General features: G+C 71.7%; 14 protein-coding genes. 7 read left to right on the top strand and 7 right to left on the bottom strand.

Features of this window, described 5'->3' with window-relative positions; genetic code table 11:
* Positions 1-115: 115 nt before the first annotated feature.
* The 3 genes from ACGFW6_RS37760 to ACGFW6_RS37750 form a co-directional block, all read right to left on the bottom strand.
* Positions 116-787: a phosphatase PAP2 family protein gene (locus tag ACGFW6_RS37760; RefSeq protein ID WP_393520547.1), complete on the bottom strand. Its 672-nt coding sequence runs from the start codon at positions 785-787 to the stop codon at positions 116-118.
* Positions 788-922: 135 nt separating this feature from the next.
* Entirely contained in the window at positions 923-1,858 is a 936-nt protein-coding gene (locus tag ACGFW6_RS37755) for a M56 family metallopeptidase (protein ID WP_393520545.1), read from the bottom strand.
* Between the two features lie 342 nt (positions 1,859-2,200).
* Entirely contained in the window at positions 2,201-2,743 is a 543-nt protein-coding gene (locus tag ACGFW6_RS37750) for a DUF5134 domain-containing protein (RefSeq protein ID WP_393520543.1), read from the bottom strand.
* A 168-nt stretch (positions 2,744-2,911) separates the two neighbouring features.
* Here ACGFW6_RS37750 and ACGFW6_RS37745 point away from each other — a divergent pair, with 168 nt between their 5' ends.
* Both ACGFW6_RS37745 and ACGFW6_RS37740 read left to right on the top strand, forming a co-directional pair.
* Complete coding sequence (locus ACGFW6_RS37745; protein WP_393520541.1) at positions 2,912-4,336, top strand: FUSC family protein; 1,425 nt, start codon at positions 2,912-2,914, stop codon at positions 4,334-4,336.
* A complete protein-coding gene (locus tag ACGFW6_RS37740) occupies positions 4,333-4,869 on the top strand; it encodes a MarR family winged helix-turn-helix transcriptional regulator (RefSeq protein WP_393520539.1) in 537 nt (178 codons plus the stop codon). The genes ACGFW6_RS37745 and ACGFW6_RS37740 overlap by 4 nt, the downstream gene beginning before the upstream one ends.
* Before the next feature lie 12 nt (positions 4,870-4,881).
* On the opposite strand, the gene ACGFW6_RS37735 is transcribed toward ACGFW6_RS37740, so the two are convergent.
* On the bottom strand, positions 4,882-5,649 hold the full coding sequence (locus ACGFW6_RS37735; RefSeq protein WP_393520537.1) for a VOC family protein: 768 nt from the start codon (positions 5,647-5,649) through the stop codon (positions 4,882-4,884).
* A gap of 107 nt (positions 5,650-5,756) precedes the next feature.
* Positions 5,757-6,149 carry a VOC family protein gene (locus ACGFW6_RS37730; RefSeq protein WP_393520535.1) on the bottom strand — a complete coding sequence of 131 codons (393 nt, stop codon included), beginning with the start codon at positions 6,147-6,149 and terminating at the stop codon, positions 5,757-5,759.
* A gap of 69 nt (positions 6,150-6,218) precedes the next feature.
* On the opposite strand from ACGFW6_RS37730, the gene ACGFW6_RS37725 reads away from it, so the two are divergent.
* The gene (locus tag ACGFW6_RS37725; protein ID WP_393520533.1) at positions 6,219-6,770 is read left to right on the top strand and encodes a GNAT family N-acetyltransferase; all 552 of its coding nucleotides are present in this window, start codon (positions 6,219-6,221) and stop codon (positions 6,768-6,770) included.
* A 3-nt stretch (positions 6,771-6,773) separates the two neighbouring features.
* Here ACGFW6_RS37725 and ACGFW6_RS37720 read toward each other — a convergent pair whose 3' ends face one another.
* Positions 6,774-7,457, bottom strand: coding sequence for a glycerophosphodiester phosphodiesterase (locus tag ACGFW6_RS37720; RefSeq protein WP_393520531.1), 684 nt, complete (start codon positions 7,455-7,457; stop codon positions 6,774-6,776).
* Between the two features lie 391 nt (positions 7,458-7,848).
* Here ACGFW6_RS37720 and ACGFW6_RS37715 point away from each other — a divergent pair, with 391 nt between their 5' ends.
* From ACGFW6_RS37715 to ACGFW6_RS37705, 3 genes are read left to right on the top strand one after another with little or no spacing between them, the layout of a single operon-like run.
* Entirely contained in the window at positions 7,849-9,246 is a 1,398-nt protein-coding gene (locus ACGFW6_RS37715) for a DUF6421 family protein (protein ID WP_393520529.1), read from the top strand.
* A 44-nt stretch (positions 9,247-9,290) separates the two neighbouring features.
* Positions 9,291-10,040 carry an SDR family NAD(P)-dependent oxidoreductase gene (locus ACGFW6_RS37710; protein ID WP_393520654.1) on the top strand — a complete coding sequence of 250 codons (750 nt, stop codon included), beginning with the start codon at positions 9,291-9,293 and terminating at the stop codon, positions 10,038-10,040.
* Positions 10,037-11,107, top strand: a complete 1,071-nt coding sequence (locus ACGFW6_RS37705) for a threonine aldolase family protein (protein WP_393520527.1) — start codon at positions 10,037-10,039, stop codon at positions 11,105-11,107. Before ACGFW6_RS37710 ends, ACGFW6_RS37705 begins: the two co-directional genes overlap by 4 nt.
* Here the strand turns inward: ACGFW6_RS37705 and ACGFW6_RS37700 are convergent.
* Positions 11,104-12,474: a hypothetical protein gene (locus ACGFW6_RS37700; protein ID WP_393520525.1), complete on the bottom strand. Its 1,371-nt coding sequence runs from the start codon at positions 12,472-12,474 to the stop codon at positions 11,104-11,106. The two genes, ACGFW6_RS37705 and ACGFW6_RS37700, sit on opposite strands and share 4 nt — an antisense overlap.
* A gap of 199 nt (positions 12,475-12,673) precedes the next feature.
* On the opposite strand from ACGFW6_RS37700, the gene ACGFW6_RS37695 reads away from it, so the two are divergent.
* Entirely contained in the window at positions 12,674-13,246 is a 573-nt protein-coding gene (locus ACGFW6_RS37695) for a transglutaminase domain-containing protein (protein WP_393520523.1), read from the top strand.
* The last annotated feature ends 17 nt before the right edge of the window (positions 13,247-13,263 follow it).

Genomic DNA, 13,263 nt, shown 5'->3' with positions numbered 1-13,263 from the left:
GCGGGGGTCGCGGGGGCCGGTTCACGGCTCGACTCGGGGGTTCGGGCAGGGGGCGGCCAGTTCATGGCTGCGGGCAGGCGCGTTACGCCTTCCGGCCTCCGCGCGCGGGGTGAGCTCAGCTTCGCCAGTGGGCGTGTGCCCGTACCGCCAGCGCCACCACCATCGCGCCCAGGAGCCAGCCGCCGAGCACGTCCGTGGTCCAGTGGACGCCGAGCCAGATCCGGGTCAGGCCGACGCCGACCACGGAGAGCGCACCCACGGCCACGGCCGTACGCCACACGACGCCCCGGACGCCGTACCGGTGCAGGAGCCACAGCAGGAGGCCGCAGACGACCGTGGCCGTCATGGCGTGACCGGAGGGGTAGGCGGCGTAGTGCGCGGAGTCGACCGGGTCGGGCCAGACCGGGCGGGGGCGGTCCACCAGGGCCTTCAGGGTCTGCTGGACCAGTGTGGCGAGCAGACATGTGGCCACCAGCCACAGAGCCGTCCAGCGGGCGGCTCTGCGCCACACGAGCCAGATCGCGACCGCGAAGATCAGTATGCGCATCGTCCATGGATCCCAGACCCAGTCCGTCAGGATGCGGAACGCCTGCGTGAGCCCGGGCTCGTCCACCGCCCATCGGTGTGTGGTGTCGGCGATGCCGTCGTCCACGGTCATCAGCGGGTACCAGCGCACCGCGACCAGGGCGAGCAGCAGCGTCGAGCACAACGCCAGGGCACCGGCCCAGCGGGAGGTTCTGCGCTCGGCCGGTGGGCGGGGCGGGGACTCGACGGACTGGGTGTGCATACTGCGATCGTCGCCGACCAGTGGGGCCTGAGGCCAATGCGGGGGACGGGTTTGCGACGCCCGCCACAGGTGAACCGGGTGGTGTCCCGGAGCGACATCACCCGACCGGGCCCGGGTACCCGGAGCGGGAGCGGGCTATCCCAGCGCCCGCAACCCCGGTACGACCGCCACCAGCACCGGCACCGCCGGAACGAGCGCGGCCGCCGCCGTCAGACGCAGTCGGCGGCCAGCGGTGAGGCGGTCAGGGGGAGTCAGCAGCCGGTTCACGCGCTGCGGCACGTGCGTGTGCGCGGTCGGGCAGGGGCCGAAAACGCCCCGGTCCTCGTTGAGTTCGACCAGGGCGAGGGCGGTGGTCAGGCGGCCGAAGCGGCGGGAGGCCATGTCGTCGGCGGCGAGTTCGACCAGGCGGTGCATCTCGTCGCGGAACGCGGCGAACACCGGCACCTGCGGAAACCCGCCCGCGAGCGCCCCCGAGCAGTGCAGCAGCCAGTCGTGCCGGGCCTGCGCGTGCCCCTGCTCGTGCGCCAGTACGGCGTCCAGTTGCCGCCCCTTGAGGCGGCGCAGCGCGGCCGTGGTGATGACGAGGCGGGGCGCGGTGCCGGGCAGCCACCAGGCATCCGGCCGCTCGCCTTCCAGGATCACCAGACGGTCGTTGCCCGTCTCCTCACCCGGCAACAGCGGCGCGTGGACGAGGAGTTCGGTCCGGCCCTTGCGGCGCCGCGCACGCGCGCGTGCCACCTCGCGCACCAGCATCGCCCCGGTCCACAGCCCGCCGCACGCGAGCGTCACGGCGGTGGTCGCCGCCCAGGAGCCGCCCACGCCGAGCGCGTACGCCTCGACGACGGCACTCGGCGCCGGCGCGAACACATGGCCCCGCACCGCCTGCCACGCGGCCGCCGCGCTGAGCGTCATCGACAGCGCGCAGCACAGCAGGACGGCCGCGACCACGCACTGCCACACCCACAGGGCGACCACCGGTTCACGGTCCGGCCAGTCGGCCCGCGCGAGCAGCCGAGGGGCGAGGACGGCGGTCAGGGCGCCGAGCAGCAACAGTGCCGCGGTGACCATCATGGGAAGCACCCTATGAGCGCCGAATCGCTCAGGGGTACGCACACCCGCGGCAAGTGACGCAGACCACGGGAGCGCCTGAGCGCTCGCGACAAACAAGGCCGACCACCGGAGTGCCTGAGCGCTCGCGGCAAGCAGGGCCGACCGCCGAAGCGCCTGAGCGCTCGCGCCAAGCAAGGCCGACCACGGGAGCGTACGGACGCTCGCGGGCGAGCAGGGCCGACCACGGGAGCGTACGGACGGCCGCGGGCGAGCAGGGCCGACCACGGGAGCGTACGGACGGCCGCGGGCGAGCAGGGCCGACCACGGGAGCGTACGGACCAGGGTCCTTGGCGACGCCCCGCGTCAGAGGGTCAGCAGCATCGCCACCATCGCGATCCCCATCGCCAGCCGGCAGGCCCGCGCCAGCTCGGGTCGGTCGCCCCACCCGGCGCTCCCCCTGGCGCCGACGGCGACCGGCACCAGCCGGACCCCGGAGAGCAGCACGTATCCGGTGAAGTACAGGAGCAGTGCGCCCGTGACGAGCGGGACCCCGGAGCCGCCGTGGCCACCCGCGTGGCCCGGCGTCGCGGCCATCGCGATCGCCATGTAGACCATGGCCGAGGCGCCCACCATGTGGTGCAGATGGTGGGAGCCCGCCCGTGCGCACCACAGGGCGTGCAGGGCCGCCCCTCCGAACACGGCGGCATACAGGGGCCAGGCCCACGACGGCGGTGTGAACACCGCGGCGGGCACCGCCATCGCCGCCATGCCGAACCCCATCAGTGCCTCGCCGCCCGCGGTGCGGCGTTGTTCCTCGACATGACTGCGCATGCGCAGCAGGCAGTAGACCCCGGTCGCCGCACACAGCGCGACCAGCAGCCAGCCGGGCGAAGCCGGTCCGTGCACGCGCACCTCCCCGCTCGACGGTCTCGGACAGTCCGTCGATGCCCCGGCCGTGCGGCGCGCACGCGAGCGCAAGGATGTACACGGGGAGCATTCGACGGAGCACGGCTGGTCACGGCGACGCGGATCACGAGGTGTTTTACGAGTAAAACACTTGCTAAGGTAATGGCCATGAGCAGTCGTCCTCCGCTCGCCGGTGTGCTGCGCCTCGGCCGGCCCTCCGACATCTGGTTCAAGCCCGCCCTCAGCGTGGTCGCCGCCGTCGCCCCGCCGAACCTCACTCTCCTGGCGCTGGGGCGCCTGGACCTGGCCATGTACACGATGGCCGGGTCACTGTGTGCGCTCTACGCCCACAACCGCCCCTACGCCGCCCGGGCCCGCGCCCTGGCCTGGGTCGTGCTCGGCATGCTCGGCGGTCTTGCCGTCGCCCTGCTCGCGGCCTCCCTCACCCGCAGTGCCGTCGTCCTGGTCACCGTCGGCGCGGTGCTCGCGGCCGCGCAGAAGGTGCTGTGCGACGCGACCCGGGTCGGCCCGCCCGGCAATGTCGTCCTCACGTTCATCAGCTCCGCCGCCCTGTTCGTCCCGCAGTCCCCCGACCGGATCCCGGGCCACCTCGCCCTGGCCGCGGCGGCCGCCGCCTGGGCATGGCTCGTCGGCATGGCCCCCGGCCTGCTGCGCCCGCACGGCCCCGAGCGCCGGGCCACCGCCGGAGCCCTGAACGCGGCCGCCGCGCACGCCGAGGCCCACGGCAGAGGTGAGGCCCCCGCTCGGACGCGCGCCGCCGCCGTCGACGCCGTGCGGGCCGCCCGGCAGGCGCTGCACGCTGCCGCAGGCACCTCGGGCACCCGTGGCGCCCTGCAGCGCCTCGTCGTCCGGGCCGAGGTGGCCCTCGCCGCACCCGCCGACGCCGACCCCGCGCCGCTGCGCGTCTGGGCTCGCCAGGTGCGCGGCAACCGGCCCGTCCCCGAGGTCGCCGACCTCACCGGCGCCGGGTCCGAACTCGCCGCGCGTCCCGGCCCGTTGTGGCACCGTCTGCGCCCCCTGGCCCCGCTCGCCGCACGCACCGCCCTCGGCTGCGCCCTCGCCGGCTACGCCTCCCTCGCCCTCGGCGTCGGCCGCCCCTACTGGGCCCTGGTCACCGCCGCCTCCCTCTACCAGGCCGACCTCGCCCTCACCTGGGGTCGCGGCGTCCAGCGTGTCGTCGGCAACCTCCTCGGCGTCCTGTTCTTCGCCGCGCTGGTGCCGCTCGCCCACACCGGTGGGATCGCGCTGGTCCTGATCTGCCTCGCCCTCAACTTCGGCGCCGAAGCGCTCATCGGCCGCAACTACTGGCTCGGCAGCGTCTGCGTGACCCCGATGGCGCTGCTGATCACCGAGTTCGCCGGGTTCCAGGAGCCGGGCCGGCTGATCACCGAACGGGTCGTGGACACCCTGGTCGGCGCGCTCGTCGGGCTCGGCGCCGCCGTCGTCGTGCCGCATCGGAAGCGGGTCGTGCGTGCCGAGGGTGACGGACCACGTACGCTCGCCGCTACGGGTCGCAGCCGACCGCACCCGGACCAGCGCACGGGCAACACGACGGAGGGCGTACGGCCATGACGGCGACCAGCGGCGGGCCGACCGGGACGAGACGCGACACGGTGGCCGCCGTGGTCCGGCAGTGGCAGACCGTCCACCCCGACCTCGACACCGCGCCGATGGAGATCATCGGCCGGATCAACCGCTGCGCCGCCCTCCTGCAGCAGGCCGAGGACGCCCCGCTGCGCCGGGCGGGTCTCAGCCGCGCCGAGTTCGACCTGCTCGGCGCGCTGCGCCGCACCGGCCACGAACTGACGCCCAGTGAACTCGCCCGCGAGACCTTCTCCTCGGGCGCCGCCGTCACCAAACGCCTCAAGCAGCTCACCGAACGGGGCCTGGTCGAGCGCCGTGGCGACACCCGCGACCGGCGCGTGGCCCACCTCCGCCTCACCGACGAGGGCCGGGACCTCGTCGACGGCATCCTGCCGGAGCAGCTCGCCTACGAGACATCCGTACTGTCCGAGCTCGACTCCGAAGGACGCGGCGAACTCGCCTCCCTGCTCGGCGAGTTGCTCGGCCGGCTGGAGGGCCGGCTCGGCGCGGTGCGTGCCTGACCCGCGGAGCGGTCAGCTCCCGTCGGCCGTCCGGTACACACCGAACACCGCGCCCTGCGGATCCCGCAGCACGGCGATGCGCCGCACCCCGCCCGGGAGAGAGGTGGGCTCCATCAGGATGGTGCCGCCCGCCCGGGTCGTGTCCGCGGCCGTCGCGTCGACGTCCACCACGGCGAAGTACGGCAGCCAGTGCGCCGGCACCTCGTGCGGGAACTTGTCGTCCATGGTCATCATGCCGCCGAAGTCGTCGCCGGCGATGCCCCACTGCGTATAGTGCTCCGAGGCGTTGACGGTCCAGCCGAACAACGTCGTGTAGAACTCGACGGCCCGCTGGGGCGCCCGGGTCATCAGCTCCACCCAGCCCAGCGCGCCGGGCGCGTTCAGGACTCCCGCCCCGGCGAACGCCCGCGCCTGCCACATCTGGAACACCGCTCCCGTGGGGTCCACGGCCACCGCGAAACGGCCCACGTCGAACACGTCCATCGGGCCCACCAGCACCGTGCCGCCGGCCTGCGTCGCCCGCTCGGCGGCGGCATCGGCGTCCGGCACGGCGAACGAGACGTTCCACGCCACCGGCTGGCCCTCCTGATAGAGCGGGGTCAGCGCGGCCACCGCCGCGTCCCCGAGGTGCGCGACCGTGTAGCCGCCCGCCTCCTGGCGCGGATCCGTCTCGGCGCGCCAGCCGAACAGTCCCTCGTAGAACTGCTTGGCCCCGGCCAGATCACTGGTGCCGAGCTCGGTCCAGCAGGGCCCGCCGGTCACCGGCTTGTCGAGCTTCATGGCGTTCCTCCCGCGACGCAACCCCCTCCAGCACGCTAAACCCCGCCCAGGGCCGCGGCCATCCGGCGGACGGCTCCCGGAACCCGCCGGGTCCCGGGAGCACCGCCCTAAATACCGGGGCGGTACCGCAGCGGATGGTCCGCCGGCACCTCCACCAGCACGATCGGCGTCCCGTCCGGATCGGCGATCCACATCTCCACCAGACCCCAGGGCTCCTTCACCGGAGGCCGCACGATCCCGACGCCCTTCGCCACCAGCTCCTCGTGCGCGGCGGCGACGTCCGGGACCTGCATCCACAGCCGTACGGCGGGTGAGGGCGGCGCCTCGGAACGCCCGGAGACCTCCAGGAAGCCACCGCCCAGGAAGTAGACGGTGCCGCGCTCGGGTCCGGTCCCGAACTCGCGGTAGACGGCGAGGCCGAGCTGCTCGCCGTAGAAGACACGGGACCGTTCGGGATCGGTGGGCCGCAGCAGGGTGCGGCTGCTCAGTACGTGCACCATGCAGCGGGAGCCTAGTGGCGCGTTAGGCTCAGCGGTGCCCGAGCCGCGCCCGAAGGGGAGAACCGCACCATGGACACCGCCGCGCCCGACGCCTCTGCCGGACTGGTCTTCCGCGACGCCACCGACGGCGACGTGGACACGCTGGTCGCGCTGATCGAGTCCGCCTACCGCGGCGACTCCAGCCGGGCCGGATGGACCACCGAGGCCGACATCCTCGAAGGGCAGCGGACCGACCCGGAGGGCGTGCTGCAGGTCATCAAGTCGTCCGACAGCCGGCTGCTCACCGTCGAGCGGGACGGGCTTATCGTCGCCTGCTGCCAGCTCGAACACCGCGGAACCCACGCCTACTTCGGGATGTTCGCGGTCAGCCCCGCACTCCAGGGCGCCGGCCTCGGCAAGGTGATCATCGCGGAGGCGGAGCGGCAGGCCCGCGCGACCTGGGACGCCACCGAGATGCACATGACCGTGATCTCCGTGCGCGAGGACCTGATCGCCTGGTACGAGCGGCGCGGCTACCGCCGTACGGGCCGGATGACCCCGTTCCCGTACGGCGACGAGCGCTTCGGCATCCCGCAGCGCACCGACCTTCAGTTCGAGCTGCTGGTCAAGCAGCTGGTGTGACGTTCATGCGGTGAAGCGGCCGGTGCGTTTGATCTCCGGATAGTCGGTGGTCGCGCCGTCCAGCTCCAGAGCCCGTACGAGCCGCAGATGGTCCTGCGTGTTCACCACCCAGCCGATGATCCTGAGGTCCGCCTTGCGGGCGTGCTCCACGACCTCCAGGGTCAGCCGGCGGATGTTGAGGCACACCGTCGCCGCGCCGGCCGCGACGGCCCGGTCCACGATGTCGGTGCCGTAGCGGCTGGCGATCAGAGCGGTGCGCACCCCGGGCACGAGGCGTGCGATCTCGGCGACAGCCTCGTCATGGAACGAGGACACCTCGACCCGGGGCGCCAGGTCCCGGTCGTTCATCACCTCCGCGAGCGCCCGGGCGGCCGCGACGTCCTTGATCTCGGCCTGGAGCGGTGCCCGCACGGCTTCCAGGACCTCCTCGAAGACCGGTACGCGTTCGCCGCGGCCCGCGTCCAGGGCGCGCAACTCCGCGAGGGTCTTGTCGGCGATCGGGCCGGTTCCGTCGGTCGTGCGGTCCACATCGGTGTCGTGCATGACGACGAGGGCGCCGTCCTTGCTGAGGTGGAGATCGAGTTCGATGACATCGAGGCCGGCCTGTTGGGCGGCGGCGAAGGAACGCAGGGTGTTCTCGGGTTCGACACCCATGACTCCGCGGTGACCGATGGTAAGGAAGTTCAAGGTTCAACTCGCTTCCGTCGACGGCGGCGGGGGAGCTCGCGCGAACCGGAGCGGACTGTTCGCGTGGGCCGAGCCGCAGCCTAGTGGCCTGTGCGCGTGATGAACCCCACGTGTACACAGGGTTTGCGGGGAGGGACATGTCGTGCCTGGTTCGCACCCCTATGGGTGGTCACCCTGGCGTGGGCGAGTCCTCCGGGCATTGACCGGATGTCGCCGGTGGGCTTCGCGTATGCCCGCTGGATGCCGGACTAATCGCCGTCGAGACATCCAACAGGAAAAAGTTCGGTGACCTAGGGGGTGCGCAGGATAATTTCCCGAGCTTCCTCTTGCTGAGAGAAACCCCGTACGCATACGGTGTCCATACGCGAGGTTCTCCCGTGGAGGATGGGACATGACGGAAATTCTTGTGCAGGCGGCTTCGGAGGAGCAGGTTCCTCCCGTGACCAGGGTGGTTGAGCACCCGGCCTGGCCGGTGCTCAAGGATGCCGTGGAGCTGATCCGGCCATGGCAGTCCAAGGACGGGTCGATCGACTTCGACGCCGAGGGCGCGCCCGCGCGGGCCGACGCCGAGGCGGCCGTTCGGCGTGTCGTGACCGCCGTAGAGGAGCTGAGCCCGCTCCTGCCGCACGACGCCGCTTATCACGCGGCCCTCGTGAAGGACCTGGCCCGCTGGGCCGAGGGCGGCTTCGAGGTGCCCGACTTCCTGGACTCGCTGCTGGCCTTCCAGCCCGCCGCGAGCCGTGCGGACGGTCTGCAGCACCTGGTCGTCTTCGCGATGTACACGCAGAACGGCAACCCCGACCGCAACCTGGAGGCGGTCGTCCTGCGCATGGTCTGGCCGGACTGGCTGGCCGAGCTGGAGCGCACCCGCTACGACAACCCGCTGTTCTGCGGCATCAAGTTCGAGGACTTCACGGCCGGGTACGACACCAACTCCGCCGTCCTCTTCCCCGAGACGATCGCCGTGCGCCAGGCGCCCGAGCGCTTCACCTGGGGCGGTATCTTCTGCGACCGCGAGGCCGCCCGCTTCCGCCGCGTCACCGACGCCGCCGTCGACATCCTCGGCCTCGAGCTGCCCGAGGACATCGCCGCCATGGTCCACGACCAGAAGCGCACGGAGGAGGCCTTCGTGCTGTGGGACATGGTCCACGACCGCACCCACAGCCACGGTGACCTGCCGTTCGACCCGTTCATGATCAAGCAGCGCCAGCCGTTCTGGATGTACGGCCTGGAGGAGCTGCGCTGCGACCTCACCGCCTTCAAGGAGGCCGTCAAGCTCCAGGCCGACGGCGTCCCGCAGGCCCGTGACGTGCAGTACGCCGTACTGTTCGACCGCATGTTCCGCTTCCCGGTCACCGGCGAGCGCGTGCGCAACTACGACGGCCTCGGCGGCCAGCTGCTCTTCGCCTACCTGCACAAGCACGACGTCGTCCGCTGGACCGACAACAAGCTGCACATCGACTGGGACCGCGCCCCGCAGGTCACCAACCAGCTGTGCGCCGACATCGAGAAGCTCTACCGCGACGGCATCGACCGCCCGAAGCTGGTGCACTGGTTCGCCGGCTACGAGCTCGTCTCCACCTACCTCGCCCCGCACCCCGGATCCAAGTGGGCCAAGGGTCCCGACGCCCTCGACCTGACCCAGCCGCCGCGCAAGCTCGTCGATGACGTGCTTCCGGACGAGTTTCCGCTGAGCATGTTCTATGAGGCCCTTTCCAAGAAGCTGAAGAACGTGATCGCCTCGACCAAGGGCATCACGGCGGAGAGCGCCGAGCGAGTCGCCGCGTGAGCGACAGCGGCACCGAGAACACGGCTCAGCAGGAGGCGAAGAAGATGGCGGGGAACGGAGCTCTCAGCGGTGCGGTGATCGCGGTGGCCGGCGCGGGCGGACCCGCGGGCCGGGCGGCACTGCGGCGACTCGCGGAAGCGGGCGCCACCGTGGTCGGCGCGGACAACGACCCCGAGCGGCTGGCGGAAGCCGTGGACGCCGCGCGCTACGCCTCCGGCGGCGCGGCGGTCACCGGCGAGACGGTCGACCTGCTCGACCTGGAGTCCACGCGTGACTGGGCCCTGCGCACCGAGAAGGAGTTCGGCCGCGTCGACGGCCTCGTCCATCTCGTCGGCGGCTGGCGCGGCAGCGAGACCTTCATCAAGACCAGCCTCGACGACTGGGACTTCCTGGAACTGCTGCTCATCCGCACCGTGCAGCACACCTCGCTCGCCTTCTTCGAGCCGCTGCAGCGCAGCGAGCGCGGCCGGTATCTGCTGATCAGCGCCGCCGGCGCCTCGAAGCCGACCGCCGGCAACGCCTCGTACGCCGCCGCCAAGGCCGCCGCCGAGGCGTGGACGCTCGCGCTCGCCGACGCCTTCCGCAAGGCCGGGGGCGCCGAGGAGCTGACGTCCGCGGCTGCCATCCTGGTGGTGAAGGCGCTGGTGCACGACGCGATGCGCGCCGACCGCCCCAACGCGAAGTTCGCGGGCTTCACGGACGTCAAGGACCTGGCCGAGGCCGTCGTCGGCGTCTGGGACAAGTCCGCCGCCGAAGTGAACGGAAACCGCCTGTGGCTGACCGAGAAGCCGTGAACCCTCCGAAGACCGACGCCCGGCGCCACCACGACCCGGACGTCCGCGGCTTCGCCAGTGACAACTACGCCGGCGCCCACCCCGAGGTGCTCGCCGCCCTGGCCCTGGCCAACGGCGGACACCAGGTGGCGTACGGCGAGGACGACTACACCGAGAACCTCCAGCGGATCGTGCGCAGCCACTTCGGCGCCACCGCCGAGGCGTTCCCGGTGTTCAACGGCACCGGCGCCAACGTCGTCGCGCTCCAGGCGGTCACCGACCGCTGGGGCGCGGTGATCTGCGCCGAGAGCGCGCACATCCATGTCGACGAGGGCGGCGCCCCGGAGCGCATGGGCGGCCTCAAGCTGCTCACCGTGCCCACCCCCGACGGCAAGCTCACCCCCGAGCTGATCGACCGGCAGGCGTACGGCTGGGACGACGAGCACCGGGCGATGCCCCAGGTCGTCTCGATCACCCAGAGCACCGAGCTGGGCACCCTCTACACCCCGGACGAGATCCGCGCGATCTGCGACCACGCCCACGCGCACGGCATGAAGGTGCACCTGGACGGCTCCCGGATAGCCAACGCCGCCGCCTCGCTGAACGTGCCGATGCGCACGTTCACCAACGCGGTCGGCGTCGACATCCTCTCCCTGGGCGGCACCAAGAACGGCGCCCTGTTCGGCGAGGCGGTCGTCGTCCTCAACCAGGACGCCGTCAGCCACATGAAGCATCTGCGCAAGCTGTCCATGCAGCTCGCCTCCAAGATGCGCTTCGTGTCGGTGCAGTTGGAGGCCCTGCTCGCCAAGGACCTGTGGCTGCGCAACGCCCGGCACGCCAACGAGATGGCCCAGCGCCTCGCGGAGGGCGTGCGCGCCGTGCACGGCGTGGAGATCCTCTACCCCGTTCAGGCCAACGGTGTGTTCGCCAAGCTGCCCCACGACGTGAGCGAGCGCCTTCAGAAGAAGTTCCGCTTCTACTTCTGGGACGAGGCGGCCGGCGTCGTGCGCTGGATGTGCGCGTTCGACACCACCGAGGACGACGTGGACGCCTTCGTGGCGGCGCTGAAGGAAGAGATGGCGCGCTAGCGGCCGCCGTCCGGTCGGTCGACCACGATCTGCGCCCGGTTGTTGCGCAGGTCGGGGTCGAACCTGCTGATGGGCAGCTCCGGGTCGTCGTTGAGGGTCTCGACGGTGGTGCGCGCCCCGCGCACCACCTCGTCGGTCCTCAGCCGCACCTCCATGGTGTGGGACGCCCCGTCGTGCAGGTGGATCGGCGTCCGGCAGAAGTACGTCGGGACGGGCTCGTCCTCCTCGGACGGTGTCCAGCACTCGTCCGGCACGCCGACGATCGTCGTGCCCTCGGGCGCCTGGACCGGCACCGTCGCCACGGCCGCGCCCGCACCCAGGGACGCCACCCATGCCGGGCCCTTGTTGCGGACGCTGACAGAGGCGGTCACCGTGTCGCCCGCCGCCCCGCGCACCCTGCTGCCGGTGAGCCTCAGATCGGCGGTGTTCTTCGCGTCGAGGACGACGGCCCGGTAGTTGTCCGACAGATCGAGGTCGTCCTTTCCGGCGTCCGCCCGCGCCGCGACCACGGGGCGCAGGTCCAGCTCGTCGCCCTTGCCCGGCGTCCAGGTCCATTCACCGCGAGCCTCTGCCAGTGCCTGGTCCGAGTACGGCAGTACGGAGTGGTCGAACCGCTCGTACAGCGCGTTGCGCCCCACGCGCAGACCGGTCGTCAGGGCGTACCGCTCGCCCGGAGCCACGGCCTCGTCCAGCACGCACAGCGCGGACTCTCCGGTCTCGTGCCGCCGGTACTCACAGTTGGAGTGCCGTTCGTCGAAGCGCAGTCCGTAGGACGCGTTGAACCACAGCAGCGTCCGCAGCACCGCCCGGTTGCCGCTGTTGCCGAGAGTCGCGCTCACCCGGGTGTGCGCGCCGGGCCTGAGATCCCGCTGGTTCTCGGCCTGGCTCAGACCGAGGTCAGGACCGTCGCCCAGGCTGACCCGAGTCTCCGCGGGGAACGACGTCAGCTCGCCGGCGCTCGCGCCGTAGCGGACGTACCCGGAGGCGGTGAGATCGGCGTCCGGCAGCGCGCTCAGGCCGAGTCGGGCCGCCGTCACGAGGTCCGTCCCGGCCGGCATGCCCGGGAAGTCGCAGACCGCCTTCGCCGCCGACTCCGGCACGCAGTTCGAGGGCCAGGACACCCGCGCGAAGGAGGCGACCTCGCTCGCGTCCACGGTCAGTCGGCCGGGCGCGACCTCGCTCCCGGTGTTGTCATGGCTGACCCGTACCGTGAGCGTGCGCTCGGCCGGGCCGCCCGGGCCCGGCAGAACGGTCTCCGACGGTACGTCGAGCCACAACTGGTCGGACGCGGTGTGCACGGGCGGTCCGGCCCCGACCGCGGCAAGGGCACAGCCGGCGAGCGCGGCTCCGAGCAGACGATGCTTCATGGATTCCCCCTGGTCGATGAAAACGCCGGCGATCTCGTCGGTGACCGGTCGCTGACGCAGACCGGCGGTGCGGGGGAGGGGTTGTGACGAGGCGCAAGGGTTGCGGCGATGTTCGGCGGTTCTGCCGTGAGGTTGCATAGCTATGCGTTAAACCGCAATTCGATTGACCTCCGACTCGGCTGCCGCCTACTCTCCCGTCATGCAGATGATCCAGGAAACCGCAGATCTCTCCGCCTACTTGGCCGCCGATGAGGTGATCGACCATCATCATCCCCTGGTGCGCGAGACGGCCGCGAGGCTCGCCCGTGGGGTGGCAGACTCGTATGGATATGCGCGAGCGGCTTTCGAGTTCGTCCGCGACGCCATTCCGCACTCGCAGGACTCCGGAGATCTCCGCGTCACCTGGCGCGCCTCCGACGTCCTGGAGCAGAGGACCGGCATCTGCTACGCCAAGGCGCACGCGCTGGCCGCGCTGCTGCGGGCCGAGGACATCCCGACCGCGCTGTGCTATCAGCGGTTCGACGTGTTGCACGGCCTGATCGCCGTACGGTTCGACGGGGCCTGGCATCGGCAGGATCCCCGGGGCAACAAGCCGGGTGTGGACGCGCAGTTCTCGCTCGACGGGGAGCGGCTGGCCTTCGTCCCCGACCCGGAGTCCAATGAGCTGGACCATCCGGTCCTGTATGCTGCACCGCATCCGGTGGTGCTCGATGTCCTCAAGGCCGCCCCCGACCGGCCGCACCTGTGGCGGACACTCCCCACCGCGCTCTGATCCCCGGGAGAAGGCGG

Source organism: Streptomyces sp. Y7, from assembly GCF_043195415.1.
In the GTDB taxonomy this organism is placed as follows: domain Bacteria; phylum Actinomycetota; class Actinomycetes; order Streptomycetales; family Streptomycetaceae; genus Streptomyces.
The sequence above is the reverse complement of the archived record's forward strand: the minus strand, read 5'-3'. Positions and strand labels throughout refer to the sequence as shown.